Consider the following 26,545-nt stretch of genomic DNA (forward strand, 5'->3'; position numbering starts at 1 on the left):
TAGGCACAATCTGTTGAAATACAGACGGCTTAAAATTTTGTTTTATTCTTCCAATTATAATATTTTTTTTTCATCTTCTCTCTCGCTCAAAAGAGTTAACGAACATGTTTTCGCATCATAAACAAATAGTTTTCCACAAACATTCATTATCCTAACAGAAGGATATTCATTATTTAAATATGATATATATTCATTTTTCCCCATAATAACTTATCTCTGATACTATACATTTCTATTCTTAATTCATCTATAAGGCCATCTTAATCTAAATGAAGATGATTCACATAGTTCATTCGATAATCAGGAATATATTTCATACTTGGGAATAAGTTCATTTTTCCATGTTAGTTTAAGATATTGCAATATTATAAAAAAGAAATAACACAAGCAAGAAAAATAGAATCTATTTATTCGCATTATCACCATCCTATCCCCTATACGTGCAAATTTATACGTATATACGTGTAACCCGATGCGTATATATGTGTAGGCTTATGCATACGTACGTGTAGGCCTGCACCACCGTATGTGTTTCAAGCGGTCTCTTTTTAACTTTTATTGCCATTACATTTGAAACAAAAAGTTAATATTCCTCGTCTAATTCAATAAACAGTATGATTGGTTTCTGACTAAGAAGACACGAAAAAACTACATTATGAAGAAAATTAGTATTTTAATGGCCGGATGCTTGTTGTCAAGTATATGCTATGCACAACAGATACGCATATCCGGCAAAGTATTGGAAGCAAACACAAAACAGGCGGCTATAGCAGCCAATGTGGTTCTGCAGACAAACGACTCAACCTTCGTCAATGGTGCTGCAACCGACAGCAAAGGACTCTTCCGAATCGATAAAGTAACGGAAGGCAACTACAAATTAATCATTTCCGCCATCGGTTTTGAGAAAAACATCATTGACTTGCAAGGCCTCTCCCAATCTGTCGATGTGGGGACAGTGGAATTGGAAGAAGCCTCTCAACAACTGGGAGAAGTAACGGTTTCCGCCACCAATGTGGTCAGCAAATTTGATAGAAAACTAGTGTTCCCCAACAAACAACAGGTTAACGCTTCAAATAACGGTGTCGATTTATTACGCAATCTGATGCTCCCACGGCTGAATGTCAATCCATTGGATGGCGGTGTTTCTTTAAACGACGGAAGTTCTGTACAACTGTGTATCAACGGACGTAAAGTAGGGAAAGAGGAAATCCAGGCACTTATCCCATCCGACATTCTCCGAATCGAGTACCTGGAAGACCCCGGATTACGTTACGGCAATGCAGGTGCCGTAGTAAACTACATCGTCCGCCGTTATGAACTTGGAGGTTCCGTCAGTATCTCGGCCCAACAATCTCCATACGTCATGTGGGGTAATTATAATGTTTCGGGAAAAATGAATTATAAGAAGTCTGAATTCGGAGTATGGTATGGTGCCTATCCGCACAAATTTGAAAATGCCTGGCGCACCAATGAAGAAACGTTTGTAAAAGAAGACGGCACCTCCCTGCACCGGATGGAAGAAGGTATTCCCGATGCCACTTCGGAATACGGACAATGGGGCGGTATCAGCTACAACTTGCAGGAAGCGAATAATTATATGCTGAACGCATCCGTCGGATTTTGGAATGAAAACAAACCGCGGGTCGGCTTCCACAGCCAATTGTACACCCGGGAATATCCTGAGTTGGCAACAGAAAGACTTGATTTTGCCCACAACCGCAACAGTCGTCCCTGGTTCGATATATATTTTCAGAAAGAATTGAAGAACAAACAGTTTCTGGCATTGAATGTTGTGGGAACATATATTGGCAGTCATAACCGTCAAAGCTATCAGGAAATCCTTGATGATGAGTTTGTTGCCGACTACTTCTCAGGCGTGCAGGGCGATAAATACTCCATCATTGCAGAAGGAATCTATGAAAAGACGTTCAAGAAAAGCCGTTTCAGTTCGGGAATCAAGCACACGCAAGCCTACTCGGACAATGAGTATAGCGGAACCCTGAACTATAACACCCAGATGAAACAGGCCGACACATACGCCTATGCGCAATACAGCGGAAAATGGAAGAAGATGAATTATATGCTGGGAGCAGGTGTCACCCGTTCTTGGTACCAACAAATAGGTCTGGAAGACTATGAGACTTACCAATTCAATCCACGCTTCAGCCTGAGTTATACATTTAATGAAGAATTCTATGCCCGCATGAATGGCAGTCTGAACAGTAACGAGCCTTCATTGTCCCAGTTGAGCGCTGTCGACCAGTTGATAGATTCATTGCAAATCAGACGTGGAAATCCTGATTTGAAACCATATAACAACTATCGGCTCAAACTGACATTGGGATATAATAAGAAGAAGGTACAAATAAATTGGTATACCAGCTATCGCAATGCACCTGATGTTATCATGGAACAGACTTATCGTGAAAACGGGAAATTCATACGCAGTTAATGCCAACCACCATCGCTTCCAGTCTTTGGAAAACGAACTCTCTGTTCGTGTGGGAATGCTTTGGGATGTACTTCAATTAAGGGGAAGCACAGGGCTAAGCCGCTATTGGAGCAACGGAACGGATTATAACCATACCTATACGAATTGGTATTATGAATTAGAAGCTACCGCTATGTACAAAAGGTTTATGGGATACTTTATGATACAGAGCAACCGCAACAGTTTCTTTGGCGAAAGTCTGAGCAGTGGGGAAAACCTGCATATTCTGATGTTGCAATATCGCCTGGGCAGAGTCAATCTGGGAGCGGGAATCATCAATCCTTTCTCTGATAATTATAAGCGTGAACAGGAAAACAGAAACCGATATGCCGGTTCCAGGGGAGCATGGCATGTGAAAGAATCGGCTCACCTGGCTTTTGCAACTTTCTCTTATAACTTCAGTTTCGGACGCAAATATCAAAGTAAGGATAAAAAAATCAGCAATAGTGACACTGATGCCGGTGTATTATAAAAAATATGCTCTATTATTATAAGGGGTTGTGTCAAAACTAAACCGGCCTATCCAATCTCAGCTGTAGGGGCAGGGTTTGCCTGCACGAAGACACAAAGCAAACTGTTTTCGGGCGAGCGAACCTCGCCCCTACGAACGAAACGACAGCATTATCCACGTTTTTTTGACACGACCCCTTATAATATTCTTCAGTCAAATGAAGGAATCATTATCTCAAACGGTCATAAGCCTTCACCAGAACCTCATCCTTACCGATAGCACGAATAGCCAGCCAATTCAAAACAATAGCGATAAAAGGCAGACACAGAGTCCACGAAGCAGAGAAGGTCATGCTGTCATTCTTCAACATAAAGATGAAAGTGACCAGTGTAGCATAATAACCTACCAGCAAGATAGTGCTGAAAATAGTCATACGAATCTGCAACATACGTTTCTTAAACATAAATATCGTAGTGAAAGAAAGTAATGCGGCTACCACCAGAATGGCAAACATGGCCCATGGAGCATAATCCTTTGCACCGTCAGCAGAGATAATGCACAGATTAGTAAACTTTGAGACACTGTAATCTTCAGCAATATAAGCTCCTACCGGAGTGCACATACAAACGATGAGCAGAATGGTAACTACCAATAAATAAACAGATTGAATGCGTTGTATCATAATAAAAATCTTTTAATAACGGTTATACAAAAAAGAAGGCCGCTTCAGTGAAACGGCCTTTAGGGAAAGAACCTTTTATTGTAATTTCTCTTTTTCTTTGGCTGGGTTACGATAGTAAACCTTACCTTCTTCGTATTCCTGAGCGGCAATCAAAGTCGGCTTCGGCAACTTTTCGTAATAACGGGAGATTTCGATTTGTTCCCTGTTTTCAAAGACTTCTTCCAGGTTATCATTGTATGAAGCGAATTCTTGCAATTTCTTTGAAAGGTCATTCTTCATCTCAACACCAATCTGGTTGGCACGTTTGCCAATGATAGCAACGGTTTCATATACATTGCCCGTGTCTTCACACAGTTCCACCATGTTGCGGGTAATGGTATTCGTCGGAGCGTTTGTCTTCTTGTAATCCATAATTTCTTATTTAGTTTTTTATTCGTTAAGTTCCTTCACATATTTTTTGGCATCCTTATAGATGTTTTCCACCTCTTTCATATATTTACTTTCGGGGAATTCATTCTTAAAGGCATAATATTCATCAATGGCATCACGCATACGCTCTTCTTTCTTTTCTTCCACACTCTCCTTGGCCATATCATATTTGGCACGCAAAAGCAGGATAGAAATATCTTCGCGCATCTTGGTATAAGGATAGTCCTTTAAAGCATTCTGAGCAGTAACGATACATGCCAGATAGTTATTTCCGGTAGTGCTATATGAGCTGTTTCCCGTATAAGAACCCAAATCATAATACAATCGGGCTGCCATATAATCTTTCATCACCAACTTATCCTGCAAGTCGAATATCATTTGCTGTGCTTCCTGATGACGGCTGCTGGCAGGGAAATATTCCATAAACATCTGCAACTCCTGAATGGCCTTATAAGTGCTGGTTTGATCCAAACGAGGTTCCGGTGTATCCAGAAACAATGCTTTCCCCGAATAAAAACGAGCCTGCTCGGTATAAGTTCCACGAGGATATGTATTATAATAGGTGGAGAAATAATGCGATGCCGTTATAAAGTCACCCTGATTATAATATGTCATTCCTAACATATAAAGGGATTCTTCAGCCTTATCGGTTCCTTTCAGAATCGTTATCAACTCTTCCAGAATTGCCGCAGCTTTTGTATTCTGCCCCTTGCCAAAGTAACTTTTGGCTGCTTCGTACTTATATTCGTAGTCCGTGCTTTTTAGAACTTTGTTGTATTCTCCGCATGATGTTAATACACTGCCGGAGACAAGAGCTATAATGATATATTTTTTCATCTTATTCAAATAATTGCGCAAATTTACGCCTTTCCACCGAAAAATACAACTGTTATATGTTTTTTAATACTAAAAAGTCGACCAATCCTGTTTTTTTCAGGATGTATACGTGTTATAAGAGAAAATAACTGTAATTTTACAGCTTAGTCTTTATAAACATGGAATTATGAATTTTGAACTGATTTCTGATTATCAACCGACCGGTGACCAACCTGATGCCATCGCCCAACTGACAGAAGGCATATTGGAAGGGGTGCCTGCCCAGACACTTTTGGGTGTGACAGGTTCCGGCAAGACGTTTACCATTGCCAATGTCATTAAAAACATCAATAAACCGACACTGATATTAAGCCATAACAAAACGCTTGCGGCACAGTTGTATGGAGAGTTTAAGAGCTTTTTTCCTAATAATGCGGTGGAGTATTACGTGTCTTATTATGATTACTATCAGCCTGAGGCCTACCTTCCGTCCAGCGATACCTACATTGAGAAGGACTTGCAAATCAACGAAGAGATTGACAAGCTCAGGCTGGCAGCCACTTCCGCCCTGCTCTCCGGCCGTAAGGACGTGGTGGTGGTCTCTTCTGTATCGTGCATTTACGGTATGGGGAATCCTTCTGATTTCTATAATAATGTCATCGAAATCAAAAAGGGTAAATTACTGGACCGCAATGTATTTCTACGCCGTTTGGTAGACAGTCTTTATGTTCGTAATGATTTGGAACTGAATCGCGGCAACTTCCGTGTGAAAGGAGATACTGTGGACATTTACCTGGCATACAGTGACAACCTGCTCCGTGTGATGTTTTGGGATGATGAGATTGACAGTATTGAAGAAGTGGATCCTATTTCCGGCATACGCCTCGCTTCTTTTGATGAATACAAGATTTATCCTGCCAATCTTTTTATGACCACCAAAGAAAGCCAATTGCAGGCAATCTATCAAATAGAGGATGATTTGGCGAAAGAGGTGGCTAAGTTTGAAGAAGAAGGCAAGTCTTATGAAGCGAAACGCCTTTATGAACGTGTCACTTATGATATGGAAATGATACGTGAATTGGGGCATTGCTCAGGCATAGAGAATTATTCGCGCTATTTTGACGGTCGTGTAGCCGGTACGCGCCCTTACTGTCTGCTGGATTTCTTTCCCGACGATTTTCTGATTGTCATTGATGAAAGCCATGTCAGTGTGCCTCAGATTCGCGCCATGTATGGTGGCGACCGTGCACGCAAGACCAATCTGGTGGAATATGGTTTCCGGATGGAATCTGCATTTGATAACCGCCCGCTAAAGTTCGAGGAGTTTCAAGAATTGGCAAAACAAGTCGTTTATGTCAGTGCCACTCCCGCCGATTACGAGTTGATGCAAAGCGAGGGAGTTGTGGTGGAGCAGGTAATCCGCCCGACAGGATTGCTTGACCCCATCATCGAAGTACGTCCCAGTATGAACCAAATCGATGACCTGATGGAAGAGATTCAGCAGCGTATCGAAAAAGAAGAGCGCGTATTGGTCACTACACTGACCAAACGCATGGCGGAAGAGCTGACCGATTACTTGTTGCGCCATGACATCAAGTGCAATTATATCCACAGTGATGTGGATACGTTGGAGCGGGTGAAAATTATGGATGAATTGCGTCAGGGAGTATATGACGTATTAATTGGTGTCAACCTGCTTCGTGAAGGTCTTGATTTGCCGGAAGTGTCTTTGGTGGCTATATTGGACGCTGATAAAGAAGGTTTCCTTCGGTCTCACCGCTCATTGACACAGACAGCCGGACGTGCTGCCCGTAACATCAACGGAAAAGTCATCATGTATGCTGACCGCATCACCGAAAGCATGCAAAAGACCATTGATGAGACCAACCGCCGCCGCGAAAAACAATTGGCTTACAATGAGGAGCACGGTATTACTCCGAAGCAGATTAAACGTGCACGTAATGCGGCTCTTCTGGGCGCAGGAAATACCAATGCCGATGATGAAGTAAAAATACCGAAAGCATACGTTGAGCCATCCAACGGCAGTATTGCCGCCGATCCGGTTGTTCAGTATATGTCTAAGCCTCAAATGGAGAAGGCTATAGAACGTACACGGAAACTGATGCAGGAAGCTGCCAGGAAACTGGATTTTATCGAAGCTGCCCAATATAGAGATGAGTTGCTGAAAATGGAAGAAATGATGAAGGAACGTTGGTGAGATTAGAATCTCACCATTAGTTCCATTACGAATTTATCTTGTTCCGATTCTTTAGCCAGGGACAGGTCGTCATAGAAGTACTTTTCATAATTGATACGCAAATCTGCCTGAAAAGCCTTGCCGAAGCTCAGGGTCACACCGCCGGTCAGACGTTGACGGGAATAGTCTGTGATATAAAGTTGTCCTTCTTCATTGGCAACGCCGTTACTATGATCGCCCATACTGTCATATCGGCCCAAGAAAGAGATTTTCTTAAACAACCCCTTTTTGATAGGCAGGTCATAATTTACAAAGCCATTAAAGGCGTGCACATCTTTAAAAGCATTGTGGGCATACGTTTTATATAAGTATTCCACCTCAAAATGCCAATTGGAGAATTTATAGTAAGTACCGATGTCATACATATAGATACTGTTCTTATCCGGGTGTATTTTCTGAGTACTTAAGGTAAGGTTGTAGCCTTTCCATGGCATTAATTGAAGTTTGGCTGAATAGTTCAGCGTGTTATGCCATTCTTTTTGTTGAGTCAGTCCCGAGCCGTTGAACAGTCCAGCTTCCAGCTTCATGGGCCAACTGCCGTTTAAAGCGAGGGCTCCTGTGGCCCCCACGTCACGCACATTTCCCACTTGTTTGGCTATGAAGGACCGATTGGCAAAATATTGCTGATGCGGAGAGCGATGGGCATCAATAGTAAACGGAACACGCATCTGCCCCATTGTCAGGTTCCATGTATCATTAGGGACGAAGCGGGCATACGCATCCAGCATTTTAATGCTGCCTTCATCCGATAAATCGATTTCTGCTTTATATGCAATAACCGGCAACACTTTTCCATCCAGACTGACACGAGCGTTTCTTACCTGAAAACGCTGCATGCCTGTAGTGGTCTGAAGCTCGTATTTACTACGGATAGTCCCATGAATCTTAGGAAGATATTCCTTGGGAATCGTTAGTTGCGCACCTGCGGTTGCTATACTTAAGGCTGTAAAGACAGCGGCTGCGAGTGTTCTTCTCATCTTTGTTATTAATGTGACTTTTTGTTTTCGAGTGCAAAGATAGAGAACCGGTATATCTGCAATGTGTCATTCATGTTACAAATATGTTTCAATCGAAACCTCTCGGACACGCCATTGCCCCACCAATACTGCCGGAAGGATTATTCGATGATTCGGGCCGTTTCAACTTTCTCCAAACGGGCACGCAGCTTCCCCATCATAGACCGACGGATACGGAGCTTCATCAGGCAATCCATATCGTATGACTGTTCCAATATTTCCGGTTCCTCTTCTTTTACGATACGCATGATGTCATTCATAAAAGGATATTCAAAAGCAACGGAAATATCATCATCCACCGTTTTTTCTATTATGGTGGCATTGGCTATCGCCTCTGCTGCCGCAGCTTTATAGGCAACGATTAATCCGCTTGTCCCCAGTTTGATGCCACCAAAGTATCTCACTACAATAATAAGAATGTCAGTCAGCTCATTCGAATTTATTTGTCCCAAAATGGGTTTTCCCGCTGTACCTGACGGTTCTCCGTTATCATTGGCACGAAAGTCTTTTCTTTCATGTCCAAGCATGTAGGCATAACACACATGACGTGCATCATAGTATTTTTTTTGATAGGTATCAAGATGCTGTTTTATCTCTTCAACGGTATGCACAGGAATGGCAATAGCTATAAATTTACTTCTCTTCTCAGTATAAATACCTTCGGCTACACCGGTTATCGTTTTATATGTATCTTCTTGTATCATCAAAGGAAATCATTATCATTGGAAAAATATAAAAACTACAACACATATCGGGCTATCCATGCACAGGCTTCCGCATCTGCCAATGCGTGATGGTGATTCTTCAAATCAAACCCGAAGAACTCAGCCACCGTGTGCAACTGATGATTCCGCAATCCTTTCAATTTGCGTGATGCCTGATAAGTGCAATGAAACTCATAATCAGGATAATCCATGCAATAGGTTCTAAATACCGCTTTCAGACAACCTTCATCGAACGCTTTGTTATGTGCCACCAACGGAAGTCCTGCTATTTTGGGCTCCACCTGTTTCCATACTTCGGAAAAGACAGGAGCATCGGCCGTGTCTTCCCGGGTCAGCCCATGTACACGTGTGTTCCAATACAAATAATAGTCCGGTTCGGGATGAATAAGGCTATAGAACTTATCTACGGTCTCACCATCCTTTACGATTACAATGCCCACACTGCACACACTGGTGCGCTCATTGTTTGCCGTTTCAAAGTCTATTGCCGCAAAATTATCCATTATATTCTTCTGTTTTCATCTGTTATCACAAATGTATAGAATATAATTGAGGTGTACAATGACTACTCATTTTTTATTTTAGCTCTTTATTAACCTCCTCCCTACATTAAGGAATAATTGCCAAGTTTTACGGAGAAATCGCCATTTCTTTTTTTCTGCAGAAAACGGACCTTTGCATATCATAAAATAAACAAAAGCAAGGATATGGAAAATTCTAAAATCACAAACAAAATAGTAGCGATGCAACCGGAACTTATGAGCTTCGCTTTTAAACTGACCGCAAATCAGGATTCGGCAAACGACTTGGTACAAGACTCTATATTGAAGGCTTTGGATAATGCACAGAAATTTGTCTATCAGGAGAACTTTAAAGGATGGATGTATACCATCATGCGCAATTTATTCATCAACAACTACCGCCGTTCTGTTCGTGAACTTAATTTCCTCGATTCTAATTTCACGGACTATGCACAGACTCAGGTGGCCAAAGATGACGACAGATTTGAAGAAACCTACGATTTAAAACTGCTGTACAGGACAATCAATAAATTGCCCGACGATACTAAACAGCCTTTTATAATGTTTGTCTCGGGACTGAAATACAAAGAGATAGCAGAAAAAATGGGCTTACCCATCGGAACCATCAAAAGCCGTTTACACTTTGCCCGGAAGAAACTTCAAAAAGAGTTGAGAGATTTCTCATAAGGGATAGTCAGACAGAGAAGAATCACTTAATCTCATAATAGATTTAATATACAATTTTTCTTTCACAATTTCGATTCGAAGAAAGGCTGCCGCCATAAAGAAAAAAAATGGGGCAGCCTTTTAGTTTTATATTATTCCACTCCTATCTCATCCACAAACAGGAAAGCGTTCTTTCCGGGCATGGAATGCCAGGCGGGAAGTGTCGGAGTCGTCTCTGCAATTATCCGTACATATCTGGTTTTGACCTTATCAAACGAAATCTCTTCTTTACGAATTTGCATCTTTGTTCCCTTTTCCAATACAGGAATTTTCTTGGAGGCTATTTCACGAAAAGCTTTTCCGTCATCGGATATTTCTATTTTCAGACCGGTCGCTCCGAATATGGCATCTCCCGGATTCAATAATGTATTGACAAAAGCCGATGAGACTTCTTTCGGTTCCTGCATATCAATGGTGATATCCAGATTATTACCATAAAAGCCGACCCAGCGACCGGAGCGATAGTTCAAGTCTCCATAAAGTCCGTCTATTAATGTACTTCCCCCTTGGAAAGTATACGACTTGTGAGGTTGTACATTCAGCGTTGCAGGCTTCATGGTAACGGCATTGAAATGAATTTCTTCCTTGCTGATGCTGCTATTTCCTTGCGGACGAATGGCTATTGCCTGAATCACCGCATCCTTGTCCAAGTGTAGTGTATCCGTATAAAGAGGAGACTGGGCATTGGGCTCGCTGCCATCTAATGTATAGTGCACTTCGGCATCATCGAAAGTAAGGAAAGAGACTTTAGCCTTTCCTTCTTGTTCTTCGGGGACAACCTGGATGGTGACGTCATAAATATCCTGACGGAAGTCATAACCACGGTCTTTATAGATAGCCAGCACAGCCGGAAGACGATGCAGGAAACTGTCAAAGTCCTTATGAGCGGGTTCCGTCCACTGAATCTCTGAAAGGGCTGCCATACGGGGAAGAATCTGCCATTCCATCTTAAGGCTGTCGCGAGTCCATTCCGTCCAGATACATCCCTGAGCACCGATGATATATTGTTTCTCGTCCTCAGTCAGTTCGTCTGATACCGGTTCGAAAGTATAGACACGTTCCAGGCTCTTTGTCCCCTTGATGCGGTTGTAAGTAGGGTTACTGAAATAGAGGTATTGAATGGGAGTCATGATGGCATTATGATGCAGACGCGCTGTTTCTATACCACCTCGGGGACTTGTCCATGACATAACGCTCACACCCGGAGCCAAACCTCCCTCAAGCATTTCATCCCATCCCAACATCTTACGTCCTCTGTCGCTGATTACTTTTCCGACTTCAGACATAAAATAAGTCTGTAACTGGTTTTCTTTACTGTGCTTCGGAGTATCCTTCAATCCCAGTTCGCGAATCTTCGCCTGACACTTAGGGCATTCTTTCCAACGTACCTTCGGACATTCGTCTCCACCGATATGAATGTAAGGAGAAGGGAAAATATCCATTATTTCATTTAATACATCTTTGGCAAACTCTAATGCCTTCACGTTTCCGCCACACAGCACATCCGGAAAAACGCCCCATTCGCATGGCATCTCATAGGGGCCTCCGGTGCAACCCAATTCGGGATATGAAACCAATGCAGCCATCATGTGTCCCGGAAGGTCTACTTCAGGAATAACCGTAATAAAGCGGTCTGCCGCATATTTCACAATCTCCTTGGCTTCTTCCTGAGTATAGAAGCCACTGTGTGTAGTCTCGTCGTATTCTCTCGTGCTCCAGTCCATCAAGGTGCGCGGGCGCGTTGAACCTATTTCTGTCAGTCGGGGATATTTCTTAATCTCAATTCGCCATCCCTGATCTTCCGTCAGATGCCAATGGAAATGGTTAATGTTATGCAACGCCAGCATATCAATGATTTGCTTCAGATAAGAAACCGGGAAATAATGACGGCCTACATCGACCATAAATCCGCGATAATCAAAACGGGGATAGTCATTTACGATACCTGCAGGAATGGCAGACGCCGACTCTGTGCCCTTTGTTATCGGCATAGACTTATGTAAAGTCTGAATGCCATAGAACACTCCGGCCTCACTTCCACCTGCCAAACGAATGCTATTGGATGTTACTTCCAGTTGATACCCTTCTTTTTGCTCTATAGCAGTATCAACAGAGAGAACGATGGCATCACTCTCTTTCTTTTCCGCAGTACACTGAACTGTAATTCCTGTGGCCTCTTTTATATAAGAAGCCAAAAATTCAGCTGTCCGTTCCAGCTTTTCATTACCTGCCGGATAAACAATACTTGTGCCTGAATGGATAACGAAAGGATTTTCCTGAAAATTTTGAACGACCTCCTGCGGTTGAGGAATGACATTCAGATTGCCTACTTCTGTTTTTGTAGGGGTGCATGCAGATAGGGTTAGCGCTATCCACATTCCAAATCCTGCCCATTGCATAAATTGCTTTTTCATAGTTTGAAATATAATTTGTTGCAAGGGCAAAGATACAATAATCCGCTTTATCTGCTGTGCTTTACTCTAATCTTTCTTTTCTTCAGCAATGATTTTCCTCCAATGATTAAAGTTACTGCGGTGATTACCATCAAGATACCCAGAATAATGCGTGGAGTCAGTTGCTCACCGAATACCAGTACTCCGAAGAATAAAGCGGTAACCGGCTCCAATGCCCCCAAAATAGCAGTTGGGGTAGAACCTATATAATGAATGGCCTTCGTCATTGTCACCAATGAAATGACAGTGGGAAAGACTGCCAGCGAAACAGCGTTTACCCATAGCATCGGCGTAGGAATGAGCTGCAGCTCTGTACAGAACTTCAAACGCACTACATATACTGATAATCCGAACAGCAAAACGTAAAAAGTAAGTTTGGCTATCGGCATATCTTTGAGTGACGAACGATTGACTCCCACTATATAAATGGCGTAAGACAGTGAAGAGAGGAAGACAAATGTGATTCCTACCAAACTGAGTGTCTGCCCTCCCGGACTCTTACACAGCATGGATATGCCCACAAAGGCAAGAGCAATGGAAAACATCGTAATGGGAGAAACCTTTTCTTTAAAGACTACTGCCATAATGATAGCCACCAATACCGGATAAACAAACAAAATGGTAGAGGCAATACCTGCATCCATGTAGTTATAGCTCATAAAGAGAAACAAGGAAGAGAAGGCGAACAACAATCCCATTATGCAGAGCGGAAGTACATCCACCTTCTTGATGGCAAAAGATTGTTTCTGGAATTTCATCAGAATGCCAAGCACGATAACAGCCAGTGAATAACGGTAAAACAATACCGTATCTACGCTCATTCCTGCACTGTAAAGGGGAAGGGTGAAAAGGGGATTCATGCCGTAACTGGCTGCTGCAATCGCTCCAAGGATAAATCCTTTAGTCTTGTTGTTAGTCATTGCGTCTTATATTCTTAAAGTCGCCGCGAAATTAGATATTTGTTTGCAATAAACAAAGGGAAAGGGATTTATTCTTTCGTCCTAACAACAATTTGTCTATATTATACCTAAACAACATGTATAAAAGAGGTTATTGCCCTGTGAAAGCCGATGAAAAAGATGATTCACACCCTCATGGGGCTATAGATTTATAGCCGTCAGATTAAAAAAAACATCGTATGCAGCCAACAAAAGCAAACCTGTTTTCTTAACCTGACGGCTATGGGATTCCTTCCACGCTTACAACGAGTGTAAACGTGATTTATATCAAACTAGTTTATGAATAATCAATCCGGAACGGAGCTTCGGTTCGAACCAAGTAGTCTTCGGCGGCATAATGTTGCCGGTATCGGCAATATCCATCAGCTGTTTCATAGAAACAGGATATAGTGCCAAAGCAACTTTCATTTCACCGCTGTCTACACGCTTCTTCAGTTCTCCCAAGCCACGGATCCCCCCCACAAAGTCGATTCGTTTGTCCGAACGAAGGTCTTTAATGCCAAGTATTTCATCCAAGATTAAATTAGAAGAAATCGTTACGTCCAATACTCCGATAGGATTATTATCATCATAAGTCCCCGGTTTGGCGGTCAGGCTATACCATTTTCCTTCCAGATAAAGGGAGAAATTATGAAGGCTTTGCGGCTTATAGATTTCAGCTCCTTTTTCCTCGATGACAAAGTTCTTTCCGACAGCTGCCAGAAATTCTTCGGGAGTCAAACCGTTCAAGTCTTTCACCACACGATTATAATCGATGATAGTCAACTGATTGGCCGGGAAACAAACAGCCATAAAATAATTATATTCTTCGTCACCCTTATGATTTGGATTCTGCTTCGCCTTTTCCGCTCCTACCAATGCCGCGGCAGCCGAGCGGTGATGTCCGTCAGCAATATATAGTGCAGGCATGGCAGCAAAAGCTTTAGTAATGGCTTCAATGTCACTATCTTGGTCTATCACCCAAAACGAATGGCCGAAGCCGTCACCCGGAGCGATGAAATCATATTCCGGTGCTTGAGAGGTATATTTCTTGACGATAGCATCCAGTTCTGCATGGTCGGGATAAGCAAAGAATACCGGTTCAATGTTGGCATTATTCACACGGACATGTTTCATCCGGTCTTCTTCCTTGTCACGGCGGGTCAATTCATGCTTCTTGATAATGCCGTTCATATAATCGGGAACGTATGCGCCTACTACCAGACCATACTGAGTCTTACCGTTCATGGTCTGTGCATACACATAATAGTTTTCTTTTTCGTCCTGCACCAACCAACCTTTATCCTGGAACATCCGGAAATTCTCAGCAGCTTTATCATACACCTTCGCATCATGCTCGTCTGTACCTGCCGGAAAATCTATTTCCGGTTTGATGATATGATAGAGTGACTTCTCATTCCCCTTTGCTTCTTCACGGGCTTCTTCCGAATTAAGCACATCATAAGGGCGGGAAGCAACTTGCTCCACTAATTCTTTCGGAGGGCGAATGCCTTTGAAGGGTTTTATTATAGCCATAAGAATATTAGATTTATGAGTTATAAATGCTTATTTGTTTACGCGGAACTTTTCGCAGCCATCTTTCAGGAAGCCCACAATCTGCTTGGCAGCCGCAATACCGGCATTTATATTGGCTTCGGCAGTTTGAGCACCCATTTTCTTCGGTGTAGAGAAGTAACGGCCCGGGAAATGGTCGGCAAACTCGGCATGATGTACAGGCATAATGTCAGTAACATACTCCAAATCGGGACGGTCATTCATCAGACGCAGCAAGTCGGCTTCATTAATAACCTCTTTACGTGCGGTATTGACCAACAGACCGTTTTTAGGCATTCTGTTTACCAAGTCATAATTGATAGAATTTTTTGTTTCAGGAGTAGCCGGAATATGTAAAGACACGATATTGCAAGTAGCATACAGTTCCTCGGTAGATGCAACCGCCTTCACTCCGTCTGCTTCAATGACCTCTTTCGGGCAATAGGCATCGTATGCATAGATATCCATTCCAAAGCCTTTGGCAATACGAGCCACATTCCGTCCCACGTTACCGTATGCATGGATACCCAGTTTCTTGCCTTTCAATTCAGTACCCGAAGCACCATTATACATATTGCGGATAGCCATTACCATCAGTCCGAAAGCCAGTTCAGCCACAGCATTGGAATTCTGTCCCGGAGTATTCATGACACATACATTGTGGGCCGTAGCAGCTTCCAAATCCACGTTGTCATAACCTGCACCGGCACGCACCACAATCTTCAATTTTTTGGCAGCGTCCAATACTTCAGCATCGATTATATCACTACGGATAATAATGGCATCAGCATCTTTCACAGCTTCCAGCAATTTTGCCTTCTCACCATATTTTTCCAATAATGCCAGTTCATAACCTGCTGCTTCTATCTCTTTGCGAATACCGTCTACTGCAATTTTAGCAAACGGTTTATCTGTTGCTACTAATACTTTCATGGTCTTATTTGTATTAATAAATAAGGACGTACTCACAGCACGCCCTTATTCTTATAAATCAATTAATGAAGTTTCTCGAATTCCTGCATGCAATCTATCAAAGCCTGAACACTTTCTTTCGGCATAGCATTATAACAAGATGCACGGAAACCGCCCACAGAACGGTGACCTTTAATACCTACCATACCTTTTTCGGTTGCAAACTTCAGGAAGTCTGCTTCCAAATCCTTGTATTCGTCGTTCATAACAAAGCAAATGTTCATGTAAGAGCGGTCTGCCTTATCCGTCACTGTACCACGGAACAACTTGTTACGGTCAATTTCCGCATAGAGCATTTCTGCTTTCTCTTTGGCGCGTTTCTGCATTTCCGCCACTCCACCGTTAGCCTTAATCCAGCGCAAAGTCTGCAATGCTGCATAAATAGGAAGAACAGGAGGTGTATTGAACATAGAACCTCCATCCACATGAGTCTGATAGTTCAGCATGGTAGGAATATAGCGTGACACCTTGCCCAAAGCATCATTCTTCACAATAACGAAAGTAACACCGGCAGGAGCCAGATTCTTTTGTGCACCACCGTAAATACAAATATATTTAGAAACATCAATCGGACGAGAGAAAATATCAGATGACATATCGGCAATCATAGGAACCGGAGAATCCAAATCTTCATGAAGCTCCGTACCATAAATTGTATTATTGGTTGTGATATGGAAGTAATCCGCATCAGCGGGAACAGTATAATCTTTCGGAATATATGTATAGGTTGCTTCGGCAGAAGAAGCCACTTCTACCACTTCACCAAACGCTTTCGCTTCCTTCATTGCTTTCTTTGCCCAAACACCGGTATTCAGATAAGCAGCTTTCTTTTCGAGGAAATTGAAAGGCACCATACAAAATTCCAAGCTGGCTCCACCACCCAAGAACAGTACCGAATACCCTTCAGGAATGTTTAACAGTTCCTTGAACAAAGCGACTGCTTCGTCCACCACAGGCTGAAAATCTTTAGCGCGATGGCTGATTTCCATTAAAGAAAGCCCGGAGCCATTAAAATCCAAAATAGCTTGAGCTGTTTTCTCTATAACCTCGCGAGGCAAGATAGATGGTCCCGCATTGAAATTATGCTTTTTCATTTGAAGTTTGTTTTGGTTATACAATTTGTTATGTCTTACATTTGCGAATTTACACATTATTTTCAGCTTTCCAAAAAAAACGCTAATAAAATTACGATTTTCCACATAATTTTCTTTCAAATTAGCTGAATCTATTTTTCAATGCTTTCATTTTGTAACCTATACCTCCACAAACAATGATTTAAAGCATATAAAAATAATCTTTTGGAATTATCCGTCCAGTATTAGAAGGAGTAAAATGACAGAATGACACTATTTAGCTTCTTCTATCAGTGTTTTCACACCCTTTATTTTCTCATTCTGTATCAAATTAAGTATTTGTTTTATCTTTTTGCGAGATACAGCGGCAAATGAATAATGGTCTTTCACATCAATGCGCCCGATTTCATCCTTATTCAGATTACCTTTTTTAAAGAGAAACCCTACAATATCTATCTTATTGATTTTATCTTTTTTGCCTTTTCCTATATAGATAGTCACAAATTCGGGCAACGACGGTTTGGGGGTGACTTCGGGCAAGACAAACTCTTCCGGGGCTCCCTTCAGGTATTCAGGGAGCGTTTCTTCCTGATGAAGTATGATATAAGAATTTCCCTCCGCTTCCCAGCGGGCTGTTCGGCCGTTGCGATGAATGTATCCGTCTTCATTGGCCGGGAGATGATAATGAACCACATTTTCTATCTCGGGAATGTCCAGTCCGCGAGCGGCAAGATCGGTGGAAATCAAGACATGGCAACTGCCGTTACGGAATTTATACAATGAGCGTTCACGGTCGTCCTGTTCCATACCGCCATGAAAAATACCGCATTGGAACTTCTTGGATTGAAGATACTTCCCTACCCGCTCCACGCTTTCACGATGATTGCAAAACACTAATGTAGAGCGGCTGCCCAATGTGCACAGCAATTTATACAATGTTTCCAGTTTATCTTTTCCGGGAGACAGCACTTTATACAGATGCAGGCGCTGCACTGTTTGTTCTTCGGCATTCAAGAAATTCAGCTTAATCGTTTTATTCAGGCCCGTAAATTGAGGAATCTCCTCTGCATCGGTAGCCGAAAGCAAGAAACGTCGCTCCAAATGGGGCAACTGCCCGATAACGGTAGCCATTTCCTCTTGAAAGCCAAATTCCAGACATTTATCAAATTCATCAATGACTAATGTAGTTACTGTTTCCGCATCAATATTTTGCTTCGAAAGGTGGTCGTTCATACGCCCCGGAGTACCGATAATGACGGAAGGCTGTACTCCCTTGATGGTGCGGTGCTCTTCCATGGCAGGGCGTCCGCCATAGCAACTCACAGCCTTAAAAGGGGTATTCATGGATTTGAACACCTGGTCTATCTGCAAAGCCAGTTCGCGGGAAGGGACAAGCACTATGGCCTGTACGCCTTTCACGTCAGGCTTCAAGCTCTGCAACAAGGGCAACAGATAGGCCAAAGTCTTGCCGGAGCCTGTAGGCGACAAGAGGATTAAATCTTTTCCTTCTTTCCAAGTATCTATAGCTGCTTCCTGCATTGCATTAAGCTGCTCAATCTTTAAATTTGTCAGTATATTCTTAATCATAATTAATCCAATTGATAAACCACCAGCGGGTCGTCATTATAATAAGTAGACAGCACCAAACGGTTCGTTTTTTCATCAAGAACCGTATATACGCTAAAGTCATTCAACTTATACTTTTTGACAGGATTCCCATTCCAGTCGTATTTCTCAATATACATATAATGCTTTCCTTTGTTGTTTTCTGCCGCCACTACATAAGGGGTTCTTCCCGAATATGTGATATATACATAGTCGCGAGTGGGAAGTACCTGCATATAATATGTTACATTAGCATCCAAACCATCAGTAATGTGCAGCGTTCCTTCGTCAAAACCGGATTGCTCAAAGTTGAGGGTACGCTCCGCATTACTGTCCAAGTCCATGAACTTTATAATCTTGGCATATTTATATGCATAAACCATTCGGTTACGCACCGGGTTAATGCCGAGGCAACCGGTGGCCGGCATCTTTTTTGCTTGTTTCAAGGTTATGTTCCTTATTTCTTCCGTTCTGACGGAATCGTCCTCTAAAGTAACCCGATATATTTTTCGTCCTTTAGGATAGACGAAGCTACTCTTGCCGGCAGCATAGATATGCTCAATATAGTCCCACATAGACTTTGAGTTATGTATCTTTTGTATCGGATGTATTTCCAACTTTTCGTCAAGTCCGTAAAGCATTCCTTTAGGCCGTTCGAACAAATAGCACAAATAGTCAGGATTGAGTGAAGCTATCACATAAGGTGCAATAAACTCATCCGGTCCGTTACCACTCCTTCCGACGGTTTTTATGTAAGTAAACTCAGGGTAACGGAATATATAGAACGGTGCATTCCGGCTTTGCATAATCATCAGACTGTCCTTTATCACCATATTTGGAGAAGTAGGTTTAAAAATAAACGTATCCGGTTCCACTATATGGGTTCCCTGCAGTTCCACCACTTCACCGAAAGGTTCCTTGTCTTTCAGAAAGACTTCGCCTTCTTCCAACGGAGGAAGTGCTACTATCTTTTCTTCCACAATACTGTCGGCAGCAGGTGTTTCCTGAGGTTCTGCCGCATTGTTCTTTTTTCCGCCGCAAGCTGCCAAGCTTAAACAAAGAATAGAACAGATAAATACTTGTTTCATAATATAATAGATATAGGGTTTGGAATGGGACTTACAGATTCTCCAGCCACTTCTTACCGGACTTAGTATAAAGCCATAGCAAAAAAACGACTCCAATAACACTCCCTATTATATAGGTCATAGCAAGCATATCCATAAAGACCTCCTATTTTAAAATTTTATTTCCAATCATGGCAAATACTATAGTAAAAGCTACACCTCCAACTAAAACAGACCACGCTACATTATTGTTCACATTAGCCGATAAAGGTGTAATCCAACTGACAAAGAGACCTGCAAACGCCAGTTTTGCCAAATCAAAGAAAAACTTTCCGAGCGTTTCACGCCTTATTTTATCTTTTTCCTTGAATTCTCTCTTTATTTCTTGTTGTTCATTCCAATTGCCCATATTGTATTTTCCCTTCGTAAGGCAAAGATAAATATTTTATTTGTAATCACGGATATAATGCCGGATTTTATTCTTTCCCCTTCATCAGGCTCGTGATGATGATGCTCCGATGGATAAGAGTAACAGCGGAAGGATTCCGTATTGCATCCTGTAAGTGAACATTCATTATAAAAAAAATAGCAAGTCGCTATATATTAAGCAACTTGCTATCTCTTTTTAGATTATCTTTTTACTCCTTTACGGAGTCTGAACATTATCCTCCGAAGTTATCATACATGATGGAAGCAGGCTCAACACCCAGACTATCCAGCATCTTAACGACTGCGTTAGACATCGGGCCGGGACCACACATGTAGTATTCGATATCTTCAGGAGCTTCATGATCCTTCAGGTAAGTTTCATACATCACATTGTGAACGAATCCCGGAGTATACTTCACGCCTGCTGCATCGGCTGCAGGATCCGGACGGTCCAAAGCCAGATGGAAGTGGAAGTTCGGGAAGTCTTTTTCCAACTGCTGGAAGTCCGGCAGATAGAACACTTCGTTCAGCGCACGTGCACCATAGAAATAGTGCAGTTCGCGGTCTGTAGTATGCAGTGTCTTGGTCATGTGCATAATCTGTGCACGCAACGGAGCCATACCTGCACCACCGCCGACCCAAATCATTTCCTTCTTCGAGTCGAAAATCGGATGGAAGTCTCCGTAAGGACCACTCATGATTACCTTGTCACCCGGTTTCAGCGTGAAAATGTAAGATGAAGCGATACCCGGATTTACATCCATGAAGCCGGGACCTTGATCTTTCGGCTTGAACGGAGGAGTAGCGATACGCACTGTCAGCATGATACGGTCACCCTCAGCAGGATAGTTGGCCATAGAGTAAGCACGGATAGTGTCTTCCGTATTCTTACATTTCAAGCCGAACAGACCGAATTTTTCCCACGCGGGCAGATATTCCGGACCGATAAGGTCTTTGTCGATATCCTTGTTATAGTCCATTTCAAATTTAGGAATCTTAATCTGAGCGTATGAACCCGGAACGAAGTCCATGTGTTCGCCCTTCGGCAGAGCTACGATGAACTCTTTGATGAAAGTAGCCACGTTCTTGTTGCTGATTACTTCACATTCCCATTCCTTCACACCCATTACAGACTCATCAATCTTGATGCCCAAGTCACCTTTCACTTTCACCTGGCAACCCAGACGCCAGTGGTCCTGTTGTTGTTTACGGCTGAAATGTCCCTTTTCAGAAGGAAGGATTTCGCCACCTCCTTCTACAACCTGACATTTACATTGACCGCAAGAACCCTTACCACCACAAGCCGATGACAGGTAAATGCCGTTAACAGACAGCGTGTTCAGCAAGGTCGAACCTTGTTCCACTTCCAGTTCTTTCTCTCCATTGATAGTCAGTTTCACCTTGCCGCTCGGAGTCAAATATCCTTTGGCAACAAGCAAAATCACAACAAGCAGAATAATAATTCCAAGGAATACTCCAATACTTGCTAATATTAAATTCATATCCATTGTCTTATTCCTTTCCTTTTAGATTTTCAAACCAGAGAAACACATAAATGCCATTGCCATCAAACCTACCGTGATAAAAGTGATACCCAAACCTTTCAGAGGAGCGGGAACATCAGAGTAAGCCATCTTTTCGCGAATAGCAGCCAGGCCGATGATAGCCAACGCCCAACCGATACCTGAGCCTAAAGCGTAAGTCGTAGCTTCACCCACATTGATGAAGTGACGTTGCTGCATAAACAAAGAGGCACCCATGATGGCACAGTTTACAGCAATCAACGGAAGGAAGATACCTAATGATGCATAAAGTGAGGGGCTGAAACGTTCTACAATCATTTCCACCAACTGTACGATAGCGGCAATAACGGCGATAAACAGGATAAAGCTCAAGAAACCGAGGTCTACTCCATCAATCAACGCATTGGGCGCCAATACATAGTTTTCCAGCAGATAGTTCACCGGCAAAGTTACAATCAACACGAAAGTAACGGCTGCACCCAGACCTACGGCTGTCTTTACGTTCTTCGATACTGCCAGGTAAGAACACATCCCCAGGAAGTATGCGAAAATCATATTGTCCACAAAGATGGACTTTACAAACAAACTTAAATATTCCATATTCTTTTCGTTTTATAACGGGGATTAATTATTACTTTCCTGCAATTCTTTGTGTTTTGCACGTTGGTACCAAATGATACAAGCACAGATAATCAACGCCATAGGAGGCATCAACATCAGACCGTTGTTCAGATAGCCCAAGTCATAAACAGCCTGCGGGATAACCTGGAAACCGAACAGTGTGCCTGCGCCCAGCAGTTCGCGGAAGAATGCCACGATAATCAGGATTTTGGCATAGCCCAATCCGTTACCGATACCATCCAGGAATGACTCCCAAGGACCGTTCATCATTGCAAATGCTTCCAAACGTCCCATCAGGATACAGTTTGTAATAATCAAACCTACATATACAGAAAGCTGTACACTTACATCGTATGCGAATGCTTTCAAAACTTCACTAACGATAGTTACCAATGCGGCAACCACTACCAACTGCACGATGATACGGATACGGTTAGGAATGGTGTTACGCAGCAAAGAGATAACAAAGTTTGAGAAGGCTGTAATAATGGTTACAGAAAGACCCATCACGATAGCCGGTTCCAACTGAGCCGTTACAGCCAGTGCAGAACAGATACCGAGCACCTGTACGGTTACAGGGTTGTTCAAACCCAGCGGAGTGAAAAGAACTTCTCTATTCTTTTTAGAAAATAATGCGCTCATATTCTATTTTTCCTCCTCTTATTTATTAGTTAAAAATGAATTGTACATGCTCAGGCAATCCTTAATCATCGCATCTACACCCTTAGAAGTGATAGTACCACCTGAGATACCGTCTACCTGATAGTCGGGTTTTGCCACCTTGCCGTGTTTTTCAACACCCAAAGCCACAGCACCGTTTTCCATTACGTGCTTGCCCAGGAACTGGTCCTGAAATTTAGTAGTGGTGATTTCTGCACCCAGACCCGGAGTTTCACCGGCATGTGAGAAGTAAACACCATACACAGTATCTTTATCTTGGTCTAATGCAATATATCCCCAGATAGGGCCCCAAAGTCCGGCACCGTAAATAGGAAGCACATATTTGGTCTGACCATCCACATCGCAAACAAACACATGAAGGCGTCCGTTAGCGATTTCACCTTTATAAGAAGTTTGAAAAGCAGCATCGTTCTTTACTAAAGAACCGTCGGCCTGCATCAAATCGTCTTCTTTCACATATTTATCATATTCCGCATTCACGTCTTTTACGTCATAAACGTTCAGAGCAGCCAGAATTTGTTTCTTTGTGTCCTGTTCTACATTCTGGTACTGTTTTTCCTTCAGCGAAGAAGAAACGAATGCCAGCAGGAATGCTACGACAACAACCATTATCGAAGCATAGATGATAGTATAACTATTACTATTGGTATTCATAATGTCCGATATTTTAGTTGTTAGTTGATTTTAATCTGTTTTCGCGGGCTGTAATGTTCTTCTGTACGATACAGTAGTCAATCAGCGGAGCGAAGATGTTCATCAGCAGGATGGCAAGCATCATACCTTCGGGGTAACCCGGATTCAATACACGGATAACGATAGCCATCACACCGATTAAGAAACCATAGATGAACTTACCTTTTTCCGTACGTGCAGAGGTTACAGGGTCGGTAGCCATAAACACAGCACCGAAGCAGAAACCGCCCAATACGATGTGTTCGTACCATGGCAACTGAGCCATCATGTTATCGGTAGAACCGAATACATTGAAAATCAGTCCCATCACGATACCACCGGCGAAGACTGAAAACATGGTCTTCCAACTTGCCACACCTGTCCACAACAGGATGATAGCACCCAGTGCGATAGCGATAACGCTGGTCTCGCCGATAGAACCCGGAATCAAACCTACAACCATATCCCACAGTGTAGCAGGACTGCCGTTTACATTAATCAGTTCGCTTGCACCCGGAGCGGCTGTAGCAGCCTGTCCCAGCATAGTGGCACCGGTAAAGCCGTCCACCACCTGTCCGCCGCCGATACCGAGAATGCTATTGGTGCTTACCCAAACGGCATCACCCGACATTTTGGCAGGATAGGCGAAGAACAAGAAAGCACGGGTAATCAATGCAGGATTGAAGATATTCATACCTGTACCGCCGAATACTTCTTTAGCGAAAACTACAGAAAATGCAGTGGCAACGGCCAGAATCCACAACGGACATTCCACCGGAACAATCATCGGAATCAAAAGACCTGAAACCAGGAAACCTTCCTGAATTTCTTCGTTCTTCCACTGTGCTATCATAAATTCGATACCCAGACCGACTACGTATGATACGATAATCTTTGGCAATACAGCCAAGAAACCATAAATGAATTTTTCAAAGAGACCTGCCTCCTGGCCCACTGCCAAGAAGTGCTGGTAACCTACGTTGTACATACCGAACAACAATGCCGGTATCAACGCAATAACCACAATCGACATGATACGCTTGCTGTCAATCGCATCATGGATGTGAACTCCTGTTTTCGAGGTGCTGTTGGGAACGAACAAGAATGTTTCGAAACCGTCGAACACCGAACGAAATGCGTGGAGTTTGCCGCCCTCTTCAAAGTTTGGCTTTATCTTGTCGAGATAATTTCTTAACGCTTTCATTAACTTTTTATTCTTAGTTTTTAATTACTTAGCACATTTCCTTGCGAAGCATGTCCAGACCTTGGCGCACAATACGTTGCAGCTCCAATTTAGAAGAGTCTACAAACTCGCATACAGCAAAGTCTTCGGGAGCCACTTCGTAAATACCGAGTGCTTCCATACGGTCAATATCGCCGGCAATGATAGCCTTAATTAAATATTCGGGGAAAATACTCATCGGGAATACTTTGTCATACTCGCCAGACATAATCATGTGGCGTTCGCCGCCTTTGATACGGGCATCCAGCGTGTATTCCTTGTTGCCGCACAACCAGCTGAAATAACTGCGGTTTGCACTGAACTGGTTGGTACGAGGCATGATGAATCCCAGGAATTCATGCTGGTCATCACCTTCGGGAATTACAGTAAGACTTGTAGCACGTGCGCTCAAGTATCCGTTCGGTTTAACGAGTGTACCGGTCAGCACGTTTCCGTTAATGTAGCGTAAATTTGCACCTTCGGTTACGCGTCCTGCAAATATATCTGTCAGCAACGCTCCTACTTTCAACTTGCAGTAGGCCGGTTTCTTCACTTCCGAGCCGGTCAATGCAATGGTGCGGGTCAAGTCTACACGACCTGTATTGAACAAGCGTCCGATGAAGATAACCTCTTCTGCACGAAGCGTCCAAACGGTTTCGCCCTTGTTGATAGGGCTGATGTGGTTAATCTGAACGCCAACGTTTCCGGCAGGGTTAGGGCCGTCGAAAGCGGTTACAGTCACATTCTTTGCGTTTGTCAGTGCAGGGCTTTTCTGTTCTACGCTGATATTCAGATACGTCTTCGCCATTTTAGCCAAAGCATCGAGTCCTGTCTGGAAGTCTTTTTCCTGACCTTTCAGAACGAATTCGAAGTCGGCAGCCAACGGGTTAGTATCAAATGCAGAAACGAAGATACCTTTTGGCTTGGCATTCGGGTCAGCAACCACAACATACGGACGCTGAATGATGAATGAAAAGAGTCCGGCTTCGAGCAGGGCAGCCTTTACCTGTTCGCCTGTCATCGTCGAGACATCTTTTTTTCCAAACTCTTCGTAGTCCTGCTCCTTTGCTGCTGCAACGGAGATGCTAAGGACTTTACGGCGTTCGCCTCTCTCAATGCATGTCACGACACCGCTAACAGGAGAAACGAACTTTACTTCGGGGTGGTTCTTGTCTACAAACAATGTTCCCCCGGCCATCACATATTCCTGTTCTTTCACCACGACTTTAGGAGTCACGCCATGAAAATCATCGGGCACCAATGCATAGATGTCCGGCTGCTTCACGTCGAAAATCTCCTGAGCAGGTTTACCTTTCAGGTTGATGTTCAAGCCTTTGTGTAATTTAATCACATTTGCCATATTGGGTTATAAAAAATGGTTTTTAAATTTGAGCGCAAAAGTACAGAAAAAAAATGTGAAAAAAGAAAGAATTGGCGGTTATTATGGAAAAAAATCCGTAATAATATAAACCTGTGTAATTATTGGCGGCAAAGATGCAAAACACGAAGGCAGGCAGCATCGAAACACACGTACGTACGTGTACCCTCATGCGTACGTACGTGTACCCTCATGCGTACGTACGTGTGGGCTTATGCGTATATACGTGTGAGCTCATGCATA

Annotated in this window: 24 protein-coding genes; 4 read left to right on the forward strand and 20 right to left on the reverse strand. The window is 42.9% G+C overall.

Annotated features, from left to right (window positions below; translation table 11 throughout):
* Positions 1-655 precede the first annotated feature (655 nt).
* Positions 656-2,452 (forward strand): carboxypeptidase-like regulatory domain-containing protein, encoded by a 1,797-nt coding sequence (locus QYT14_RS09120; protein ID WP_288324408.1) that lies wholly within the window; start codon positions 656-658, stop codon positions 2,450-2,452.
* The gene (locus QYT14_RS09125; protein WP_288324407.1) at positions 2,424-2,963 is read left to right on the forward strand and encodes a hypothetical protein; all 540 of its coding nucleotides are present in this window, start codon (positions 2,424-2,426) and stop codon (positions 2,961-2,963) included. The genes QYT14_RS09120 and QYT14_RS09125 overlap by 29 nt, the downstream gene beginning before the upstream one ends.
* Positions 2,964-3,171: 208 nt before the next feature.
* Here QYT14_RS09125 and QYT14_RS09130 read toward each other — a convergent pair whose 3' ends face one another.
* From QYT14_RS09130 to bamD, 3 genes are all read right to left on the reverse strand, one after another.
* Complete coding sequence (locus QYT14_RS09130) at positions 3,172-3,624, reverse strand: DUF4293 domain-containing protein (protein WP_288324406.1); 453 nt, start codon at positions 3,622-3,624, stop codon at positions 3,172-3,174.
* Positions 3,625-3,699: 75 nt separating this feature from the next.
* Entirely contained in the window at positions 3,700-4,035 is a 336-nt protein-coding gene (locus tag QYT14_RS09135; protein WP_237037792.1) for a DNA-directed RNA polymerase subunit omega, read from the reverse strand.
* Positions 4,036-4,053: 18 nt separating this feature from the next.
* Entirely contained in the window at positions 4,054-4,890 is an 837-nt protein-coding gene (bamD, locus tag QYT14_RS09140) for an outer membrane protein assembly factor BamD (protein ID WP_288324405.1), read from the reverse strand.
* A gap of 166 nt (positions 4,891-5,056) precedes the next feature.
* On the opposite strand from bamD, the gene uvrB reads away from it, so the two are divergent.
* A complete protein-coding gene (uvrB, locus tag QYT14_RS09145; protein WP_288324404.1) occupies positions 5,057-7,087 on the forward strand; it encodes an excinuclease ABC subunit UvrB in 2,031 nt (676 codons plus the stop codon).
* 2 nt (positions 7,088-7,089) lie between these two features.
* On the opposite strand, the gene QYT14_RS09150 is transcribed toward uvrB, so the two are convergent.
* From QYT14_RS09150 to QYT14_RS09160, 3 genes are all read right to left on the reverse strand, one after another.
* Complete coding sequence (locus QYT14_RS09150; protein ID WP_288324403.1) at positions 7,090-8,103, reverse strand: porin; 1,014 nt, start codon at positions 8,101-8,103, stop codon at positions 7,090-7,092.
* Positions 8,104-8,243: 140 nt separating this feature from the next.
* Positions 8,244-8,846, reverse strand: a complete 603-nt coding sequence (locus QYT14_RS09155; RefSeq protein ID WP_237037796.1) for a YigZ family protein — start codon at positions 8,844-8,846, stop codon at positions 8,244-8,246.
* A 35-nt stretch (positions 8,847-8,881) separates the two neighbouring features.
* Positions 8,882-9,370 (reverse strand): 3'-5' exonuclease, encoded by a 489-nt coding sequence (locus QYT14_RS09160; RefSeq protein ID WP_237037797.1) that lies wholly within the window; start codon positions 9,368-9,370, stop codon positions 8,882-8,884.
* Positions 9,371-9,574: 204 nt separating this feature from the next.
* Between QYT14_RS09160 and QYT14_RS09165 the strand changes: the two genes are divergently transcribed.
* Entirely contained in the window at positions 9,575-10,075 is a 501-nt protein-coding gene (locus QYT14_RS09165) for a sigma-70 family RNA polymerase sigma factor (protein ID WP_237037798.1), read from the forward strand.
* Positions 10,076-10,206: 131 nt separating this feature from the next.
* On the opposite strand, the gene QYT14_RS09170 is transcribed toward QYT14_RS09165, so the two are convergent.
* The 14 genes from QYT14_RS09170 to QYT14_RS09235 form a co-directional block, all read right to left on the reverse strand.
* Positions 10,207-12,528, reverse strand: coding sequence for a glycoside hydrolase family 20 protein (locus QYT14_RS09170; protein WP_288324402.1), 2,322 nt, complete (start codon positions 12,526-12,528; stop codon positions 10,207-10,209).
* A gap of 47 nt (positions 12,529-12,575) precedes the next feature.
* Positions 12,576-13,487, reverse strand: coding sequence for a DMT family transporter (locus tag QYT14_RS09175; protein WP_288324401.1), 912 nt, complete (start codon positions 13,485-13,487; stop codon positions 12,576-12,578).
* A 306-nt stretch (positions 13,488-13,793) separates the two neighbouring features.
* Positions 13,794-15,041 (reverse strand): DUF1015 domain-containing protein, encoded by a 1,248-nt coding sequence (locus tag QYT14_RS09180; RefSeq protein ID WP_237037801.1) that lies wholly within the window; start codon positions 15,039-15,041, stop codon positions 13,794-13,796.
* Positions 15,042-15,071: 30 nt separating this feature from the next.
* The gene (locus QYT14_RS09185) at positions 15,072-15,992 is read right to left on the reverse strand and encodes an NAD(P)-dependent oxidoreductase (RefSeq protein WP_288324400.1); all 921 of its coding nucleotides are present in this window, start codon (positions 15,990-15,992) and stop codon (positions 15,072-15,074) included.
* A 62-nt stretch (positions 15,993-16,054) separates the two neighbouring features.
* Positions 16,055-17,125 (reverse strand): 3-phosphoserine/phosphohydroxythreonine transaminase, encoded by a 1,071-nt coding sequence (gene serC, locus QYT14_RS09190; RefSeq protein ID WP_237037803.1) that lies wholly within the window; start codon positions 17,123-17,125, stop codon positions 16,055-16,057.
* Positions 17,126-17,377: 252 nt separating this feature from the next.
* Positions 17,378-18,691 carry a DEAD/DEAH box helicase gene (locus tag QYT14_RS09195; RefSeq protein WP_288324399.1) on the reverse strand — a complete coding sequence of 438 codons (1,314 nt, stop codon included), beginning with the start codon at positions 18,689-18,691 and terminating at the stop codon, positions 17,378-17,380.
* 2 nt (positions 18,692-18,693) lie between these two features.
* Positions 18,694-19,797, reverse strand: a complete 1,104-nt coding sequence (locus QYT14_RS09200) for a BF3164 family lipoprotein (RefSeq protein ID WP_288324398.1) — start codon at positions 19,795-19,797, stop codon at positions 18,694-18,696.
* Positions 19,798-19,942: 145 nt separating this feature from the next.
* The gene (locus tag QYT14_RS09205; protein WP_288324397.1) at positions 19,943-20,185 is read right to left on the reverse strand and encodes a hypothetical protein; all 243 of its coding nucleotides are present in this window, start codon (positions 20,183-20,185) and stop codon (positions 19,943-19,945) included.
* A 253-nt stretch (positions 20,186-20,438) separates the two neighbouring features.
* Positions 20,439-21,713 carry an NADH:ubiquinone reductase (Na(+)-transporting) subunit F gene (gene nqrF, locus QYT14_RS09210; RefSeq protein WP_237037807.1) on the reverse strand — a complete coding sequence of 425 codons (1,275 nt, stop codon included), beginning with the start codon at positions 21,711-21,713 and terminating at the stop codon, positions 20,439-20,441.
* A gap of 18 nt (positions 21,714-21,731) precedes the next feature.
* The gene (gene nqrE / locus QYT14_RS09215; RefSeq protein ID WP_237037808.1) at positions 21,732-22,328 is read right to left on the reverse strand and encodes an NADH:ubiquinone reductase (Na(+)-transporting) subunit E; all 597 of its coding nucleotides are present in this window, start codon (positions 22,326-22,328) and stop codon (positions 21,732-21,734) included.
* Between the two features lie 24 nt (positions 22,329-22,352).
* Positions 22,353-22,991, reverse strand: coding sequence for an NADH:ubiquinone reductase (Na(+)-transporting) subunit D (locus tag QYT14_RS09220; RefSeq protein WP_237037809.1), 639 nt, complete (start codon positions 22,989-22,991; stop codon positions 22,353-22,355).
* Between the two features lie 18 nt (positions 22,992-23,009).
* Entirely contained in the window at positions 23,010-23,684 is a 675-nt protein-coding gene (locus tag QYT14_RS09225) for a Na(+)-translocating NADH-quinone reductase subunit C (protein ID WP_237037810.1), read from the reverse strand.
* Positions 23,685-23,697: 13 nt separating this feature from the next.
* Positions 23,698-24,906: an NADH:ubiquinone reductase (Na(+)-transporting) subunit B gene (locus QYT14_RS09230; RefSeq protein WP_288324396.1), complete on the reverse strand. Its 1,209-nt coding sequence runs from the start codon at positions 24,904-24,906 to the stop codon at positions 23,698-23,700.
* A gap of 28 nt (positions 24,907-24,934) precedes the next feature.
* Positions 24,935-26,284, reverse strand: a complete 1,350-nt coding sequence (locus QYT14_RS09235) for a Na(+)-translocating NADH-quinone reductase subunit A (RefSeq protein WP_237037812.1) — start codon at positions 26,282-26,284, stop codon at positions 24,935-24,937.
* Positions 26,285-26,545: the final 261 nt, after the last annotated feature.

The organism is uncultured Phocaeicola sp., from assembly GCF_948499155.1.
In the GTDB taxonomy this organism is placed as follows: Bacteria; Bacteroidota; Bacteroidia; order Bacteroidales; family Bacteroidaceae; genus Phocaeicola; species Phocaeicola faecalis.

Bases quoted from the DNA above. Each gene is read 5' to 3' on its own strand.
- QYT14_RS09120 (WP_288324408.1), top strand. From the start codon at position 656: ATGAAGAAAATTAGTATTTTAATGGCCGGATGCTTGTTGTCAAGTATA.
- QYT14_RS09130 (WP_288324406.1), bottom strand. From the start codon at position 3,624: ATGATACAACGCATTCAATCTGTTTATTTATTGGTAGTTACCATTCTG.
- QYT14_RS09135 (WP_237037792.1), bottom strand. From the start codon at position 4,035: ATGGATTACAAGAAGACAAACGCTCCGACGAATACCATTACCCGCAAC.
- bamD (WP_288324405.1), bottom strand. From the start codon at position 4,890: ATGAAAAAATATATCATTATAGCTCTTGTCTCCGGCAGTGTATTAACA.
- uvrB (WP_288324404.1), top strand. From the start codon at position 5,057: ATGAATTTTGAACTGATTTCTGATTATCAACCGACCGGTGACCAACCT.
- QYT14_RS09150 (WP_288324403.1), bottom strand. From the start codon at position 8,103: ATGAGAAGAACACTCGCAGCCGCTGTCTTTACAGCCTTAAGTATAGCA.
- QYT14_RS09155 (WP_237037796.1), bottom strand. From the start codon at position 8,846: ATGATACAAGAAGATACATATAAAACGATAACCGGTGTAGCCGAAGGT.
- QYT14_RS09160 (WP_237037797.1), bottom strand. From the start codon at position 9,370: ATGGATAATTTTGCGGCAATAGACTTTGAAACGGCAAACAATGAGCGC.
- QYT14_RS09165 (WP_237037798.1), top strand. From the start codon at position 9,575: ATGGAAAATTCTAAAATCACAAACAAAATAGTAGCGATGCAACCGGAA.
- QYT14_RS09170 (WP_288324402.1), bottom strand. From the start codon at position 12,528: ATGAAAAAGCAATTTATGCAATGGGCAGGATTTGGAATGTGGATAGCG.
- QYT14_RS09175 (WP_288324401.1), bottom strand. From the start codon at position 13,487: ATGACTAACAACAAGACTAAAGGATTTATCCTTGGAGCGATTGCAGCA.
- QYT14_RS09180 (WP_237037801.1), bottom strand. From the start codon at position 15,041: ATGGCTATAATAAAACCCTTCAAAGGCATTCGCCCTCCGAAAGAATTA.
- QYT14_RS09185 (WP_288324400.1), bottom strand. From the start codon at position 15,992: ATGAAAGTATTAGTAGCAACAGATAAACCGTTTGCTAAAATTGCAGTA.
- serC (WP_237037803.1), bottom strand. From the start codon at position 17,125: ATGAAAAAGCATAATTTCAATGCGGGACCATCTATCTTGCCTCGCGAG.
- QYT14_RS09195 (WP_288324399.1), bottom strand. From the start codon at position 18,691: ATGATTAAGAATATACTGACAAATTTAAAGATTGAGCAGCTTAATGCA.
- QYT14_RS09200 (WP_288324398.1), bottom strand. From the start codon at position 19,797: ATGAAACAAGTATTTATCTGTTCTATTCTTTGTTTAAGCTTGGCAGCT.
- QYT14_RS09205 (WP_288324397.1), bottom strand. From the start codon at position 20,185: ATGGGCAATTGGAATGAACAACAAGAAATAAAGAGAGAATTCAAGGAA.
- nqrF (WP_237037807.1), bottom strand. From the start codon at position 21,713: ATGGATATGAATTTAATATTAGCAAGTATTGGAGTATTCCTTGGAATT.
- nqrE (WP_237037808.1), bottom strand. From the start codon at position 22,328: ATGGAATATTTAAGTTTGTTTGTAAAGTCCATCTTTGTGGACAATATG.
- QYT14_RS09220 (WP_237037809.1), bottom strand. From the start codon at position 22,991: ATGAGCGCATTATTTTCTAAAAAGAATAGAGAAGTTCTTTTCACTCCG.
- QYT14_RS09225 (WP_237037810.1), bottom strand. From the start codon at position 23,684: ATGAATACCAATAGTAATAGTTATACTATCATCTATGCTTCGATAATG.
- QYT14_RS09230 (WP_288324396.1), bottom strand. From the start codon at position 24,906: ATGAAAGCGTTAAGAAATTATCTCGACAAGATAAAGCCAAACTTTGAA.
- QYT14_RS09235 (WP_237037812.1), bottom strand. From the start codon at position 26,284: ATGGCAAATGTGATTAAATTACACAAAGGCTTGAACATCAACCTGAAA.